This window comes from Phyllobacterium ifriqiyense (assembly GCF_030817885.1).
GTDB classification, from domain to species: domain Bacteria; phylum Pseudomonadota; class Alphaproteobacteria; order Rhizobiales; family Rhizobiaceae; genus Phyllobacterium; species Phyllobacterium ifriqiyense.
The window spans coordinates 162,260-177,104 of record NZ_JAUSZT010000001.1 but is presented as its reverse complement, the minus strand read 5'-3'; the positions used below and the strand labels follow the sequence as shown (position 1 = coordinate 177,104).

12 protein-coding genes are annotated in these 14,845 nt (G+C 54.0%); 4 read left to right on the top strand and 8 right to left on the bottom strand.

All coding sequences use genetic code 11. From position 1 onward, the window contains the following. The first annotated feature begins 66 nt into the window (after window positions 1-66). From QFZ34_RS00780 to fhuB, 3 genes are all read left to right on the top strand, one after another. The gene (locus tag QFZ34_RS00780) at window positions 67-2,220 is read left to right on the top strand and encodes a TonB-dependent siderophore receptor (protein WP_307275552.1); all 2,154 of its coding nucleotides are present in this window, start codon (window positions 67-69) and stop codon (window positions 2,218-2,220) included. Window positions 2,221-2,288: 68 nt separating this feature from the next. Next, window positions 2,289-3,173: an iron-siderophore ABC transporter substrate-binding protein gene (locus QFZ34_RS00775; protein WP_307275549.1), complete on the top strand. Its 885-nt coding sequence runs from the start codon at window positions 2,289-2,291 to the stop codon at window positions 3,171-3,173. Continuing rightward, window positions 3,166-5,148: a Fe(3+)-hydroxamate ABC transporter permease FhuB gene (gene fhuB, locus QFZ34_RS00770; RefSeq protein ID WP_307275546.1), complete on the top strand. Its 1,983-nt coding sequence runs from the start codon at window positions 3,166-3,168 to the stop codon at window positions 5,146-5,148. Before QFZ34_RS00775 ends, fhuB begins: the two co-directional genes overlap by 8 nt. Here the strand turns inward: fhuB and QFZ34_RS00765 are convergent, their stop codons facing one another. From QFZ34_RS00765 to QFZ34_RS00740, 6 genes are read right to left on the bottom strand one after another with little or no spacing between them, the layout of a single operon-like run. Continuing rightward, window positions 5,149-6,741, bottom strand: coding sequence for a GMC family oxidoreductase (locus QFZ34_RS00765; protein WP_307275544.1), 1,593 nt, complete (start codon window positions 6,739-6,741; stop codon window positions 5,149-5,151). A gap of 2 nt (window positions 6,742-6,743) precedes the next feature. Next, window positions 6,744-7,724 (bottom strand): branched-chain amino acid ABC transporter permease, encoded by a 981-nt coding sequence (locus QFZ34_RS00760; RefSeq protein WP_115053378.1) that lies wholly within the window; start codon window positions 7,722-7,724, stop codon window positions 6,744-6,746. Between the two features lies 1 nt (window position 7,725). Continuing rightward, window positions 7,726-8,613, bottom strand: a complete 888-nt coding sequence (locus QFZ34_RS00755; protein WP_115053379.1) for a branched-chain amino acid ABC transporter permease — start codon at window positions 8,611-8,613, stop codon at window positions 7,726-7,728. 1 nt (window position 8,614) lies between these two features. After that, window positions 8,615-9,325, bottom strand: a complete 711-nt coding sequence (locus QFZ34_RS00750; protein ID WP_115053380.1) for an ABC transporter ATP-binding protein — start codon at window positions 9,323-9,325, stop codon at window positions 8,615-8,617. Further along, window positions 9,318-10,136, bottom strand: coding sequence for an ABC transporter ATP-binding protein (locus QFZ34_RS00745; RefSeq protein WP_307275531.1), 819 nt, complete (start codon window positions 10,134-10,136; stop codon window positions 9,318-9,320). Before QFZ34_RS00745 ends, QFZ34_RS00750 begins: the two co-directional genes overlap by 8 nt. A 5-nt stretch (window positions 10,137-10,141) precedes the next feature. Then, window positions 10,142-11,347, bottom strand: coding sequence for an ABC transporter substrate-binding protein (locus tag QFZ34_RS00740; RefSeq protein ID WP_115053809.1), 1,206 nt, complete (start codon window positions 11,345-11,347; stop codon window positions 10,142-10,144). A 298-nt stretch (window positions 11,348-11,645) separates the two neighbouring features. On the opposite strand from QFZ34_RS00740, the gene QFZ34_RS00735 reads away from it, so the two are divergent. Then, window positions 11,646-12,563, top strand: coding sequence for a LysR family transcriptional regulator (locus QFZ34_RS00735; protein WP_115053382.1), 918 nt, complete (start codon window positions 11,646-11,648; stop codon window positions 12,561-12,563). Here QFZ34_RS00735 and QFZ34_RS00730 read toward each other — a convergent pair. Next, a complete protein-coding gene (locus QFZ34_RS00730; RefSeq protein ID WP_307275526.1) occupies window positions 12,547-13,668 on the bottom strand; it encodes an NAD(P)/FAD-dependent oxidoreductase in 1,122 nt (373 codons plus the stop codon). The two genes, QFZ34_RS00735 and QFZ34_RS00730, sit on opposite strands and share 17 nt — an antisense overlap. 9 nt (window positions 13,669-13,677) lie before the next feature. After that, entirely contained in the window at window positions 13,678-14,742 is a 1,065-nt protein-coding gene (speB, locus tag QFZ34_RS00725; protein WP_307275523.1) for an agmatinase, read from the bottom strand. Window positions 14,743-14,845: the final 103 nt, after the last annotated feature.

The following is a 14,845-nucleotide window of genomic DNA, read 5'->3' as shown; positions in this document are numbered from 1 at the left end:
ATACGCGATAAATGACTGGTTCATCCACCGGCAGGTCGCGTTGGCGGGCATTTGCAGCGGCTTATCATGCGCAGTACATACAAATCATCACTTATATTATTGTTGGGCAGTTCGGCTGCTTTGTTATCCTTGTCGGCGGCGAATGCTCAAACAGCCGACTCTACTATCCGTTTGAATGAGATCGTTATCGAAAGCGGTGGGGATGGCTCCGCTACCGGCCCCCTAACAGGGTTCGTGCCAAAGCGTACCGCTACCGGCTCAAAAACCAGCACGTCGATTGAAGATATACCCCAGTCAGTTTCGATTGTTGGACGAGACCAGATTGACGCGCAGGGCGCCCAGAAAATCGATGAGGCATTGCGCTACAGCGCAGGTGTATTTGCGCAACCATTCGGTGTCGATAATGATACGAACTGGATTTACATTCGCGGTTTCGATGCGACCGCGAAGGGCACTTATCTCGATGGTCTGCAGAACTTCAGCTACGGCTTTGGAGGCTTCCTCATCGACTCCTTTGGGATCGAGCGCATCGAGGTTTTGAAGGGCCCTGCGTCTGTTCTTTATGGCGGGAGCAATCCCGGTGGTATCGTCAATTATATCAGCAAGCGACCGAATGGTGAGCGTATCCGCTATGTCGAAACCGGCATTAACAGCTATGGAAACGGATATATTGGCTTTGACATTGGCGATAAGGCTTCAGACGCGGTTGACTACCGCATTAACGGTAAGATTGGCGGCGGCGACAATTACACCGATTTTTCCGAAGAATTTCGTGGCGTCATCAATCCAAGCATTACCTGGAAGCCGGATGATGCAACCAAGCTGACACTGAGCGCCAACTATACCCACCTTGATGCTACCCATGATGGTGGCGGTTTCCTGCCCTATTACGGCACCGTGGTACCCACCAAATTTGGAAAGATCGACCCGAAATCAAATTTCACGGAACCGTCAATTGATCGATACGATCGAGAACAAGCCTCGATCGGCTACGAGTTTGAGCATGAATTCGACAATGACTGGACGTTTCGTCAAAATACCCGCTACGGCCATAGCAGTGTCAAAGAACACTCGCTCTACGCATTTGGCTATGCAAGTGGTCCATTTGGTTTTGCAGAACAACCAGACCTCACCGATAATCTGTCGCGGATAGATTTCGAACACGATACGACTGTAAACAATGTTCTGATCGACAATCAGCTGGAAGGGGTTGTTAATACGGGTGCGATTGAACACACCCTGCTGTTCGGCGCTGAGTATAAATACTTTAATATCGATCAGGTGCAGATAAGCGGTAGCGGTACGCCGATCAGCGCAGGCGATCCGGTCCACGGTGCTCCACAAGCTTCTCTTGGAGAGCCCTATATCGATGAGGTGATAAAGCAGCATCAGGTCGGGATTTATGCTCAGGATCAGTTGCGGTTCGGCGACGGCTGGCTGGTTACGTTGAACGGGCGTTATGATTATGTAGACACAGAAGCTACCGGGCTTCCAACCTATAAGGGCAATGAAGGTCGGGCGAGTGGACGGGCTGGGATTTCCTATGATTTCGCCAATGGCCTTACGCCCTATGCCAGTATTGCAACTTTTTTCAGTCCTGAGATTGGCGTTACCGGCAATCTCGAATTTTTCAAGCCGGAAACGGGACAGCAATATGAAATTGGCGTGAAGTATCGTCCTGAGTGGTTTGACGGGCTAATTACCGCGTCGCTATTCGATCTTACGAAGAAGAATGTTGTAACGGGCGGCTTCCGGCAGGAAACGCAGATAGGCGAGGTAAATTCTCGCGGCTTTGAGATCGAAGCCCAGGCAAATATCAATGATGCGTGGAAAGTAACAGCAGCTTTCACCGCTTATGATCTGGAAGTGAAGGACGATGCCGATGAAAGCATTATCGGCAAGCGTCCATATCTTCTGCCAGAGACTCAAGCCTCTGTTTTTGCTCAATATACGGTTCCAACCGGGAAACTTGCAGGGCTGGCGCTCGGCGCTGGTGTCCGTTATGTAGGCTCCAGCTACGCAGACAAAGCCAATACGCTTAAAGTTCCGGACGTAACTCTGCTTGACCTGAAGATCGGCTACAAGAAAGACAATTGGGGCGTTGATCTGAATGTCACCAATGTTTTCGATAAAGAGTTTGTTTCAGGCTGTCAGGGTGTAAATGTCTGTGCCTATGGTGAGGGACGCAAAGCACTTCTCAAAGCTCACATGACCTGGTGAGCGTCGTTTATAATTGCTTGCGGGATCACCAGATGGCCTGGTGATCCGATTTCAGACAAAGTACTTTGATGATTGTCATAAACCGACGTGCCGTACTTGCTCTATCGATGGCAGCGATTTTGCCTGACCGGTCGGCATGGGGGCAGGAAAAGCGCATCGCCATCGTCGATTGGGCGATGCTGGAGACGGCTCTTGCCATCGGCATCGTCCCTGTTGCTGCCACTGAGCTTCTCCAGTTTCGATCCATTGCGGTCGAGCCGCATGTACCCGAAAGCGTCGCTGATCTTGGATTGCGTGGCACGCCCAACTTCGAAATGCTGCGCATGGCTGCGCCGGACATTATTCTGAGTTCCAATTTTTATGAATACCGGCGAGCCAGCCTGGAGAAGGTTGCGCCTGTATTTTCAATGACAGTTTATGAGCCGGGAACGCCGCCCTACGGGCTTGCCGAAAAAGTTGCATTGGGGCTTGGTGACAAACTTGGCCGCAGGGAACAAGCTGCCGCTTATGTTGCAGAGACATCGGCGCTGATCTTGGACCTGCGGATGCGCTTGAAGTATCATGCTACCCGCCCGCTTTTCATTATCAATATTGGCGACGCCCGGCATTTTCGGGCGTTTGGGGCTGATAGCATGTTCGGCGACGTCGCCGGGCGGCTGGGTTTTACCAATGCATGGGGACAGGAAAGCAGCTATTCCGCCGCCGCACCCGTTGGAATGGAGGCACTCGCTGGCGTGCCGGAAGCTTCGATCCTTATTGTGGGGCCTGTCCCGCCGGAAGCGGAAAACCTACTGCCGCAAAGCGGTTTATGGAATGCTCTTCCCGCTGTGAAGGCGGGCAGGGTGGCAACGCTTGACCCGATCAACCATTTTGGCGGCTTGCCCGCTGCCCGGCGTTTCGCGAGACTGTTTGCGGGCTCGTCGCTTTTTTCAGGCAGTGCCAGCAATGATTGAGCCTAAAGCGCTTAATAGAGGGCTGCTGCTCTGGGGTGCATTGCTGATTGTTGCCGCATCGCTTTTTGCCGGGCAGATCGCCGCGCAGTTTAGCCTCGCCACACGTGTCGCGCCGGAATTTGCAGGATTGCAAAAGCTCATTTTGATGGATTCCATTTTGCCTCGTAGCGCAATGGCAATTCTTTGTGGTGCGGCGCTCGGCTTTTCGGGAGCCTTGCTCCAGAGGGTATTGCGCAATCCCTTGGCAGAACCCTCGACCCTCGGGATTTCGGCGGGCGCGCAACTGGCGATGGCGATAGCCATGCTTTACTTCCCGGCGCTTATGGAAGGTGGACGAGAAGCCGTTGCCCTGGCAGGCGGACTTATCGCCGTTGCGCTCATTCTGTCGCTGACATGGCAGCGCGGTCTCGAACCCGTTTCCGTGGTTCTGGCCGGGATGATGGTTTCGCTGACCGCGACAGCGGCAAGTGCGGCACTTATCCTTGCCAATGGCGAATACATGTTTTCACTATTCATTTGGGGCGGGGGATCGCTGGCTCAGCAAAGTTGGGTACCCGTATCGGGAATTATCTGGAAAATTCTGCTTGCGTGTGCAGCATCCATTGTTCTGCTGCGCCCGTTATCCATTCTCGGTCTGGATGATGCCAGCGCCAAAAACCTTGGTGTAGCTCTTCATGGTACGCGTTTTCTCGTTATTGGACTTGCCGTCTGGCTTGCAACAAGCGTTACTGCCGAAGTTGGTATTATCGGCTTTGTCGGACTCGCCGCGCCAGCTCTGGCACGACTGACAGGCGCGCGCTCACCAGGGCAAATGTTGGCGGCCGCCCCGCTGGTTGGCGCGATCCTGCTTTGGTTGGCGGATGGGTTTGTGCAACTCGCGGCAGGCTCCGGCGGCGAGCGTATTCCAACAGGTGCTGCGACAGCACTGCTTGGAGGTCCATTGCTTCTTTGGCTGCTGCCGCGATTGCGCATGTTTGAATGGCCTTCGCTCAATGCCAAACCTGCGCCATCCCCGCGCGCACGCAGGCCAGCATGGACGGTTGCCGTGCTTGTCATCCTCACGGGTTTAGCTGCCGGGATCGCACTTTTGCTGGGGCGCGGCCCGGAAGGCTGGGTAATCGCGCGCGGCGAACTCCTTGCCGATCTTTTGCCGTGGCGCTGGCCGCGGACGGTGATAGCTGCAGCATCGGGTGCGATGCTTGCCGCCGCAGGGCAGGTCATGCAGCGTGTTACCGCCAATCCTCTCGCCAGCCCCGAAATTTTGGGCGTTGGTACAGGCGCGGGCGTCGGGATCGCCGTGCCCCTTATGTTGCTTTCGGCCCCAAATCAGATTGTTCTATTGGCCGGCGCCATGGCGGGTTCAATTATCGTTTTAGCCTTCATGCTGGCAATGTCAGCGCGCAGCGGCTTTGGGCCTGAGCGCCTCTTACTTTCCGGCATAGCGATGGGTGCTTTGTGCAGCGCCATATTGACTGCAATTATTGCCACGGGAAGCCCGCAGGCTTTCATGCTGCTCGGATGGGTTAGCGGTTCATCCGCACAGTGCCTGCCGGAAGAAGTGTGGGTGGCGTTGGTTGCGCTTGTCCTTCTGGTGTTGCCGCTTGTTTTCACCACGCGCTGGCTTGATATGCTGCCATTGGGGCGGCCTGTCGGTTTGGAAACGGGGCTGCCTATTCGGATGAGCCGCGGCATATTGATCATATTATCGGCGTGCCTGACCGCAGTTGCATCGCTTTTCGTTGGCCCTTTGAGTTTTGTCGGTCTGATTGCACCGCATCTTGCGCGTCTGATCGGGCTGCATAGACCATTGACGGGCCTCATCGGAGCCATGCTGATCGGAGCTTGTCTCATGGTCTTATCGGATTGGCTTGCCCGCATGGTGGCATTCCCCTATCAGCTGCCGCTCGGGCTGTTCGCATCGCTGATTTCAGGACCATATTTGATATGGCTGCTAAGCAAAGGCGGTCGAAACTGATCAGCCGCGCATAATCATGTCGGCGGCTTTTTCGGCAATCATGATTGTCGGCGAGTTCGTGTTGCCGGAAACTATCGATGGCATGATCGAAGCATCGGCAATGCGAAGACCTTGAATGCCGCGCACCCGCAATTGCGGGTCCACAACGGAGTCCGTATCAGCCCCCATCCGGCATGTTCCTGCCGGGTGAAAAATTGTGGTCCCGATTGCACCGGCAGCCTCAAACAATTCGGCATCGGTCTGATATTGTGGCCCCGGTTTGAATTCTTCCGGCTTGAATTTTTGCAGCGGTTTTTGCGCGACTATGTTGCGCGTGATGCGAATAGAGTCAGCGGCGACTTGCCGGTCGCTTTCGGTGGTCAGGTAGTTCGGCCGTATAGCCGGATGGGCGCGATGATCAGGCGATTTGATATGGATCGTTCCCCGGCTGTCCGGGCGCAGATTACAGACACTCGCCGTAAAGGCTGGGAATGCATGGACATTTTCGCCGAATTTTTCCAAGGAGAGAGGCTGGACGTGATATTGCAGATTGGCAGTGGCGAATGACGGATCTGAACGGGTGAATACGCCAAGCTGACTGGGTGCCATCGACATGGGCCCTGATTGGCGCACAAGATATTCCAAAGCAATTGAAGCCTTCCCCATCAGCCGGTTGGCCTTTTCATTAAGCGTCGGAATACCCGTTACTTTGTAAGCACAGCGCAGTTGCAGATGATCCTGCAAATTCTCCCCTACGTTGCGGCGCTCCAACACCGTCTCAATACCGGCTGCCTGCAAAACGTCGCCTCGGCCTATGCCGGATAGTTCCAGGATTTGCGGCGATCCGACCGAGCCTGCGGAAAGAATGACTTCTCGCCGGCACTGCACCGTGCGCACCATGCCAGCCTGTTCGAACTCAATGCCTTTGACGCTCAAACCATCAAGAATGAGCTTGCGAACATGCGCACCGGTCTGGACCGTGAGATTGGAGCGGTTCTTAGCGGGGCGCAGGAATGCTTTCGAGGTATTCCAGCGAATGCCACGTTTCTGATTTACCTTGAAGTAAGAAGACCCTTCATTGTCGCCGCGGTTGAAATCGTCGGTTCGCGGTATTCCCGCCGCCTCCGCCGCGTCCCTGAAAGCATCCAGAATATCCCAGTGAAGCCGCGCTTCTTCCACGCGCCATTCGCCGCCTGCACCATGAAATTCATCTGCGCCGAGATAGTAATCTTCCGATTTTTTAAAATAGGGAAGCACATCATCCCAGCCCCATCCGGTGCATCCGTCCTGCCGCCAAAGGTCATAATCACGGGCCTGACCGCGCATATAGATCATGCCGTTGATGGATGAACATCCGCCAAGAACCTTGCCGCGAGGATAGGCGAGGGAACGCCCGTTCAATCCCGCTTCAGCCTCGGTTGAAAAGCACCAGTCGGTGCGCGGATTTGAGATACAATAGAGATAGCCCACGGGAATATGGATCCAGTGATAATTATCCCTGCCGCCTGCCTCCAGCAACAATACGGAGACATCTTTGTTTTCCGATAGACGGTTTGCAAGGGTACACCCCGCCGTGCCGGCACCGACAATGACGTAATCATAGAGGTCGCTCATGATCAGTTTTCCGACTTGCCTTCCAGCCTTTTGCCGAAACGCGAAGCATACAGCTCACCGATAATCCCGCGGCGGAACACGAGGACACATATCATGAAGATGATGCCGGTGATTACGGTGACTGGGAATTCGGAAGTTGCCAGATAGTTCTCAAGCGCCGAGATGAGGGCAGCACCAAATACCGGGCCGACCAAAGTACCTATCCCACCAAGCAGGGTCATGAGCACCACTTCACCCGACATTTGCCAGCTGACATCGGTCAGTGTTGCGAACTGAAAAACAATCGCCTTGATGCCGCCTGCCAGCCCCGTGAGCGCCGCTGACATGACAAAAGCTGCCAATTTATATCGAGCGACAGAATAACCAAGCGAGATGGCGCGAGGCTCATTCTCCCGGACTGATTTGAGGATCATGCCGAATGGTGAATTGATGATGCGCCAGATGATGAACATGCCCAATAAAAAGACGGCAAGCACGAAGAAATACATATTCAGCGACTGGTTCAAATCGATGAAGCCGAACAGATGGCCGCGCGGCACGCCCTGAATGCCGTCTTCGCCGTGTGTAAATGATGCCTGCAGACAGAAGAAGAAGAACATCTGCGAGAGGGCGAGGGTGATCATCGTGGAATAGATGCCCTGACGCCTGATGGCGAAAAAGCCGATAATCAAACCTAGAAACGCAGCCCCTGCAACGCCAACGAGAATACCCAGTTCGGGCGAAAATCCCCACTCCTTCACCGAATGGGCAGTGAAATAGGCAGCGCCGCCAAAGAAGGCGGCGTGGCCGAACGAAAGAATGCCGGTATAGCCAAGAAGGAGATTAAAAGCGCATGCAAACAGAGCAAAGCACAGCACCTTCATCAGGAAAACTGGATAGAAAAAGAAGGGCGCAAGCACGAGAAGCGCAATGCCTGCAACGATCAGCGTAACTTCCAACGACAGATTTTTTTGTCTTGGTGCGGTGAGGGCGGATTGTGTCATGTCATGCATCCTTTCCGAAAAGACCTGCGGGACGCACAAGCAGCACGATTGCCATGATCACGAAGATGACGATGTTGGAGGCTTCCGGGTAGAAGACCTTTGTCAGCCCCTCCAATATGCCGAGCATATAGCCGGTTATGATGGCGCCCAATATGGAGCCCATGCCGCCAACGACAACAACCGCGAACACGATGATGATCAGGTTTGATCCCATGAGCGGACTGACCTGATAGATTGGTGCCGCCAATATTCCGGCAAGACCGGCAAGTCCAGCGCCGAGGCCATAGGTAAAGGTGAGCAGCAAAGGAACGTTGATACCGAATGCGCGGACCAGCGTTGGATTTTCTGTCGCCGCCCGCAGCTGTGAGCCCAGTCGGGTCTTCTCAATGAGCAGCCACGTTCCAAGGCAAACCACCAAGGATGCCAGCACCACAAAGCCACGGTATTTCGGCAGGAACATGAAGCCGAGATTATAACCACCTGTCAGAGCGCTTGGAACGGCATAGGGCTGACCTGCTGCGCCATAATAATAGCGGAACATGCCTTCCAGAACGAGCGCGAGGCCGAAGGTGAACAGCAAGCCATAGAGGTGATCAAGATTATAAAGACGCGAGAGCGCGACGCGCTCGATGAATGCACCAGCGAACCCGACAATAATGGGAGCCAGTATCAAAGCTGGCCAATAACCAATGCCGAGTTCTGCAAGAAGCAGGTAACCAACAAATGCGCCGATCATATATTGCGCGCCGTGGGCAAAATTGATGACGCGCAGGAGGCCGAAAATGATCGCTAGTCCAAGGCTGAGCATTGCATAGAAGGAGCCGTTGATGAGGCCGATCAACAATTGCCCGAGAAAAGCCTGAAGGGGTACCCCAAAGATCATTGTCATTTCAAACTCCCAATGCTTCGTTGAGCATGGTCATGCGATCCGGCAATTCCTGAACCGGAAAATTGTCGATGATCTTTCCGTGATCAACAACGTAAAAACGATCAGCTACCTTGCTGGCAAAACGGAAGTTCTGCTCAACGAGCAAAACTGTCATTCCCCTCTGCTTCAAGGTAACGAGCACCTCGCCTATGCGTTGAATGATGACGGGCGCGAGGCCTTCGGTTGGTTCGTCAAGCAAGATCAGTTTTACACCGGTGCGCAGAATGCGCGCTATTGCCAGCATCTGCTGTTCGCCGCCGGAAAGCTTGGTGCCGGGGCTGTTGCGGCGCTCTTTAAGGTTTGGAAAGAGATCGTAAATCTCTTCGATCGACATCCCGCCATTGGCAACGACGGGCGGAAGACTCAAATTCTCGTCAACCGATAGCGTTGCGAAGATGCCGCGTTCTTCCGGCACAAAACCAATACCGGCATGCGCTGCGCGATGAAGCGGCACGCGCATCATGTCCTTGCCGTCGAAAGTAATCGTACCCGTGCGCTTGCGTATGATGCCCATGATTGAACGCAAGGTCGTCGTTTTGCCAACGCCGTTGCGTCCCAGCAGGGTTACGGTCTCGCCCTGATGAATATCGAGATCAATGCCATGCAACGCATGACCTTCACCGTACCAGGCATGAAGATTGCGGACTGTGAGAAGAGGTTTTTTGTCAGTCATGCTCGGTCCCCATATAGGCAACGCGCACGCGCTCATCCTGGCTGACAGTCTTGTAATCGCCTGAAGTCAGTATTTCGCCGCGCTGAAGCACGGTGACCTGATCGCAAAGATCCGCGACGACTTTCAAATTATGCTCAACCATAAGAATGGCGCGGTCCTTGGCGACCTCACGAATAATATCGGAAACGATGTGCACATCCTCATGGCCCATGCCCGCCATTGGCTCATCAAGCAGCAGCACTTTCGGGTCAAGCGCTAGTGTCGTTGCGATTTCAAGAACTCGTTTACGGCCATAGGAAAGATCTGCCGCAAGCCTGTTGCGCGCATCTGTCAGACCAACCGCATCGATAAGTTCGTTGGCGCGCTCATTCAATTTGTTCAGGGCGCTCATCGGAAGCCAGAATTGTGTCGATAGATGTCCTGGCCGCTGCAATGCGACACGAACATTATCCAATACGGTCAGATGCGGAAAGACGGCCGATATCTGAAAAGAACGCACCAATCCCATGCGCGCCACACGTGCCGGATCGGTTTTCGTTATATCATGATCAAGCAGCATGATGGTGCCGCTCGAGGGCTGCAAAAACTTTGTCAAAAGATTGAAGACCGTGGTTTTGCCAGCTCCGTTCGGTCCGATCAAGGCATGGACTTTGGCATGATGGACATCAAGGTCAACATTGTTGACAGCAATAAATCCACCGAAATCACGGCGCAGGCCACGGGCGGAAAGAACCACCCGTGACGTCTGATTATCGGGTGTGCCGGGAGAGGATTGTCCTCCCCCGAACGCAGTTGCGGCAGAACTGGTCATGCTTGCTACTTGACCAGATTGCAGCCGCTTTCGGCTGGTTTGATATAGGCTTCGTCGCCTGGTACCGTGGCCAGAACCTTGTAATAATCCCAAGGTGCCTTGCTTTCGTCCGGCTTCTTGACTTCCATCAAATACACATCGCTGATCAGGCGGCCATTCGCGCCGACCTTCGCGCCCCGTCCGAATACGTCATCGACCGGCATTTCATGCATCGCGGCAGCGACTTTTTCCGTATCGTCCGTCCCTGCCTTCTGGATGGCCTTGAGATATTGCGTTACGCCGGAATAGGTGGCGGCGTGAATCATATTGGGCATGCGGCCGGTGCGGTCGAAGAACTTCTTGCCGAAAGCACGCGATTCATCATCGCGGTCCCAATAGAAGCTTTCGGTCAGGGTCAGGCCCTGCGCCGCTTCGAGGCCGAGACCGTGAACTTCCGCCAGTGTAAACAGTAGGGCTGCGAGGCGCTGGCCGCCTGCAACAATGCCGAATTCAGCAGCTTGCTTGATGGCATTGGCAGTATCAAGACCGGCATTTGCGAGGCCGATGACTTTTGCGCCCGAGGACTGCGCCTGGAGAAGGAATGAGGAATAATCACTGGTTGCCAAAGGATGGCGGACCGAACCCACGACCTTGCCGCCCTTGGAGGTAACATATTTGCTCGTCTGTTCTTCCAGCGAATAGCCGAATGCATAGTCAGCTGTCAGGAAGAACCAGCTATCACCGCCAGCGCCCACGAGTGCGCCGCCAGTGCCAACGGCCAGCGCGTGCGTATCATAAGCCCAATGGAAGCCGTAAGGTGAGCATTGCTTGCCCGTCAGTTCTGCAGTTGCAGCACCGGTAACCAGATCGATCTTCTTTTTCTCTTTGGAGATGCCCTGAACGGCGAGAGCCACCGAGGAGGTTGTCAATTCCATAATGGAATCGACCTGCTCTGTATCGTACCACTGGCGGGCAATGTTAGAAGCAATATCGGCTTTGTTCTGGTGATCCGCTGAAATGATCTCAATTGGTGCATCAAGAACCTTGCCACCAAAATCTTCAGCCGCCATCTTCGCAGCTTCAAACGACCATTTGCCGCCGAAATCCGCATAGACGCCGGACTGATCATTCAAAATGCCGATCTTGACCTTGCCATCGGAAATTTCGGCGCTGGCTGCCGGAATCACTGTAGCTGCCATCAAAGCAGCGGTTACGACGGTTAAAAGCTTCATTCTTCTCTCCTCCCAAAGATTAATTGTCTGGCTGGGCATCAAATGATGATCGCCATTGGTGAACTGGATATAATTGTCATGTGCTGATCGCGAACCAGCGATTAGCTCGCCTTCGCTTGGTAGTTCCCTCCCTCGATCCAGCCCATTCTTGCTGAACATTCTTCTTCCCATGATTGCGCCGTTTCTCCCGACCGGCAACCATGTTGTTAAAAAAAGTCTAGCATTGACAAATAAGTACACAAACATCTAATTTTGCACATATTCCGTACAAAAATGTACATGAAGGCTTTGCACACAAATGCGACAGTTCACATGGGATGATCTCCAGTATTTTCTGGCTGTCGCCCGCACCGGCCAATTGACCACAGCAGCGCGGCGTCTGCGGACAAATCACGTGACCGTTTCGCGCCGGATCGAGCGATTGGAAGAGGCGCTGTCGGCCCGCCTGTTTGAGCGAAATCCGCGCGGCTATATTGTTACCGCGCTTGGGGAAAAACTGATTGAATCTGCGGAGGTCATGGAGCGCGAAGCAGAGCGTTTTCAGAATGAAGCATCGGGAGGAACTGTATCACTTAGCGGTGTGGTCCGGCTGAGCATCCTTGAGGGGTTCGCCAATTTCTTTCTGGCAGACCGTTTGCCGCTGATGACACAATCATACCCGGGGCTATCCGTGGAAATGGTGACAATTCAGCAGATCGTATCCTTGTCGCGGCGTGAAGCGGACCTATCAATAACGCTCAACGCCAGCCGGACAGGACGCTATCATCAAGAAAAGCTGATGCCATATCGGTTGTTCGTTTACGGTTCGGCAGACTACCTGGCGCGGCACGCAACAATCAAACGACAGGCGGATCTCTCAGAACACCGATTTATCGGTTATATTGAGGACATGATATTTACGCCCGGTCTCGATTATATGCGCGAGATACTTCCGGGTTTGCGTGCATCCTATCAAAGCTCCAGCATTTTCGCCCAGCTTAGCGCGGCGCGCACCGGTTTTGGCTTGTGTATTTTGCCTTATTACATTGCTTGCAACTATCCCGAACTCGTTCCGGTCCTTCCCAAGGAATTGCACCTCAATCGCGACTATTGGCTCATTTGTCATGAGGATATTGTAGGTACGCCGCGCATCAGAGTGTTGAGCAATTTCATTAAATCTGAACTCGAAAGCCAAGCCGCCGATTTTGCCGGTCAGCCGCTTATGGATGGCTCGTAAAACGAGCCGGCGACAGGCGTGAAAGCAGGGGTTCCACATTGGCGTCGGGAGCGCGTCCCCGGATCAAAGCTGCTGCAAGCGCCGACAAGGCTGGCGAAGTCTGGATACCGTAACCGCCTTGTCCTGCAAGCCAAAAGAAGTCATCCACCGTATCATCAAAACCCGCGACAGGAGTCCTGTCCGGCGCAAAGGTGCGTAGGCCTGCCCAGCTACGCTCGACCCGATTGACTGGAACGGTGACAGCCTGCTCGAAGCGATAGAGACCTTCGGCGAGGATCATATCGTCAACATAGGCATCATGCGGCTCGACGGGAATTTCGTCGGCGGGCGAGACAAACATGCGTCCGCCATCGGGCTTCAGATACCAGGCTTCGTTGACATCATCGACAAGCGGCCAATTGCGGGTGTCGTGACCATCGGGCGCTGGTAGAACTGCAATCGAGCGGCGCAGCGGCGTTAGCCCAAGAGGCTTGGCGCCAAATATTGCGGCTGTCAGATCTGCCCAGGCACCAGCGGCGTTGATAATGATCCGGGCGCTGAAAACCTTGTCGGATGCATTGACAATCCAGCCACCGGCAACGCGATTGGCGCTGGTGACTTCGGTATTGGTAAAAAGTCGGACGCCCAGCGCCGATGCCTTGCGCAACCAGCCCTGATGAAGAGCGTTGACGTCGATATCTTGTGCATCCTCTTGATAAGCGGCGGCTTTGACGTAGTCGCGACTGAGGATGGGTACCAGAGAAAGCGCTTTGTCGACAGAAATAGCTTCTACGCCAATGCCGTCTCGGACAAATTCTTCGCATGTCGCAACGCCATCTTCATCGGCGACCGTCAATGATCCCCGCGCTGTCAGCAATGGTTCGGGAAAAAGGCCCGTGTCTCGATGGTGAAACATCGGTGCACTGGCTCGGTTTAGCCCACGAATGACTTCATTGCCATAATTTGGAATGAAGATTGCCGCCGACCGTCCGGTAGAATGATATCCGGCCTGACCTTCGCGCTCTACGACAACAACACTGTGCGTGTCAGCCAAGGCGGCCGCGACACCAGCGCCAGCAATGCCTGCGCCGATGACAAGGACGTCGGTTTCAATAGTTTCACTCATCATTGTCTCTTACTTGTTTTGCTTTTGCACAAATGGACTGAAAACCATCAGACTTAGGATTTCGAACAGCACTTGTGCGCCCGCATGTGCAGTGTTGGTGGTAGCGTCATATTGCGGAGCGACCTCAACCACATCGCCTCCCACGAGATTAATGCCTTTAAACCCTCGAATGAGTTCGAGCACTTCCCGCGTCGTCAAACCACCAACTTCCGGCGTCCCGGTGCCCGGCGCAAAACTTGGATCAAGACTATCAATATCGAATGACAGATAGGTCGGGCCATCGCCGATTATGGATCTGGCTTTTTCGATGATTGCCGGGATGCCCAGTCCGGTGACTTCTTCCGCATGAATGACGGTCATGCCGGACTCATAGGAAAACTCCCACAAATACTCGGCAGAGCCACGAATGCCGATCTGGATCGTCCTTGTCGGGTCAAGAACTCCATCCAGAACCGCATTGCGGAATGGACCACCATGATGGAATTTGGTCTGGTCGAACGCGCCACCCGTATCACAATGCGCATCGATATGGATCATCCCGACAGGGCCATTCTTGCCGACGGCTTTCAGGATAGGGTGGCTGATCGAATGATCGCCGCCGACAGCCAGCGGCAGGACACCGGCATCAACAATCTGGTTGAAGCGCCGTTCAATATCATCATGGCTTTGCTCCAACCTGTAACGGCTGGCAAATGGCACATCGCCAATATCGGCGACGCGAAGGTCAAACACCGGTGCGCATTCCAGAACGTGATTATATGGGCCAATACGCTCGATCGTGCGAACAGCACGCGGGCCGAAACGCGAACCAGGACGATTGGTTACGCCAAGGTCCATCGGCACGCCGACAATGGCTACCTGGAGATTGCCAAAGTCAGGATTAACGGCGTCAACCGGCATGTAAGGTGCCGTGAGAAATGTCGGTATACCCGCATAGGGTGCAAGGCGAGTGCCGCTCTTGGAAAATATTTTGTCAGCTACTTTCCGGAATCGTTCATCAAACAACTCACCGCCATGGCTCTCGCCATATTTGGCGCGCAACTCGCTCAGTTTGTTTTCATCCCACGATGGCATAATGCTGGCTTCCCGAAATGTTCATGTCGTTGCAGAATGGTCAGCACACCCTAAAGTGGCAGGGAAATCAATCATCATTCTGTGAACAGGTCATGCGAAATGG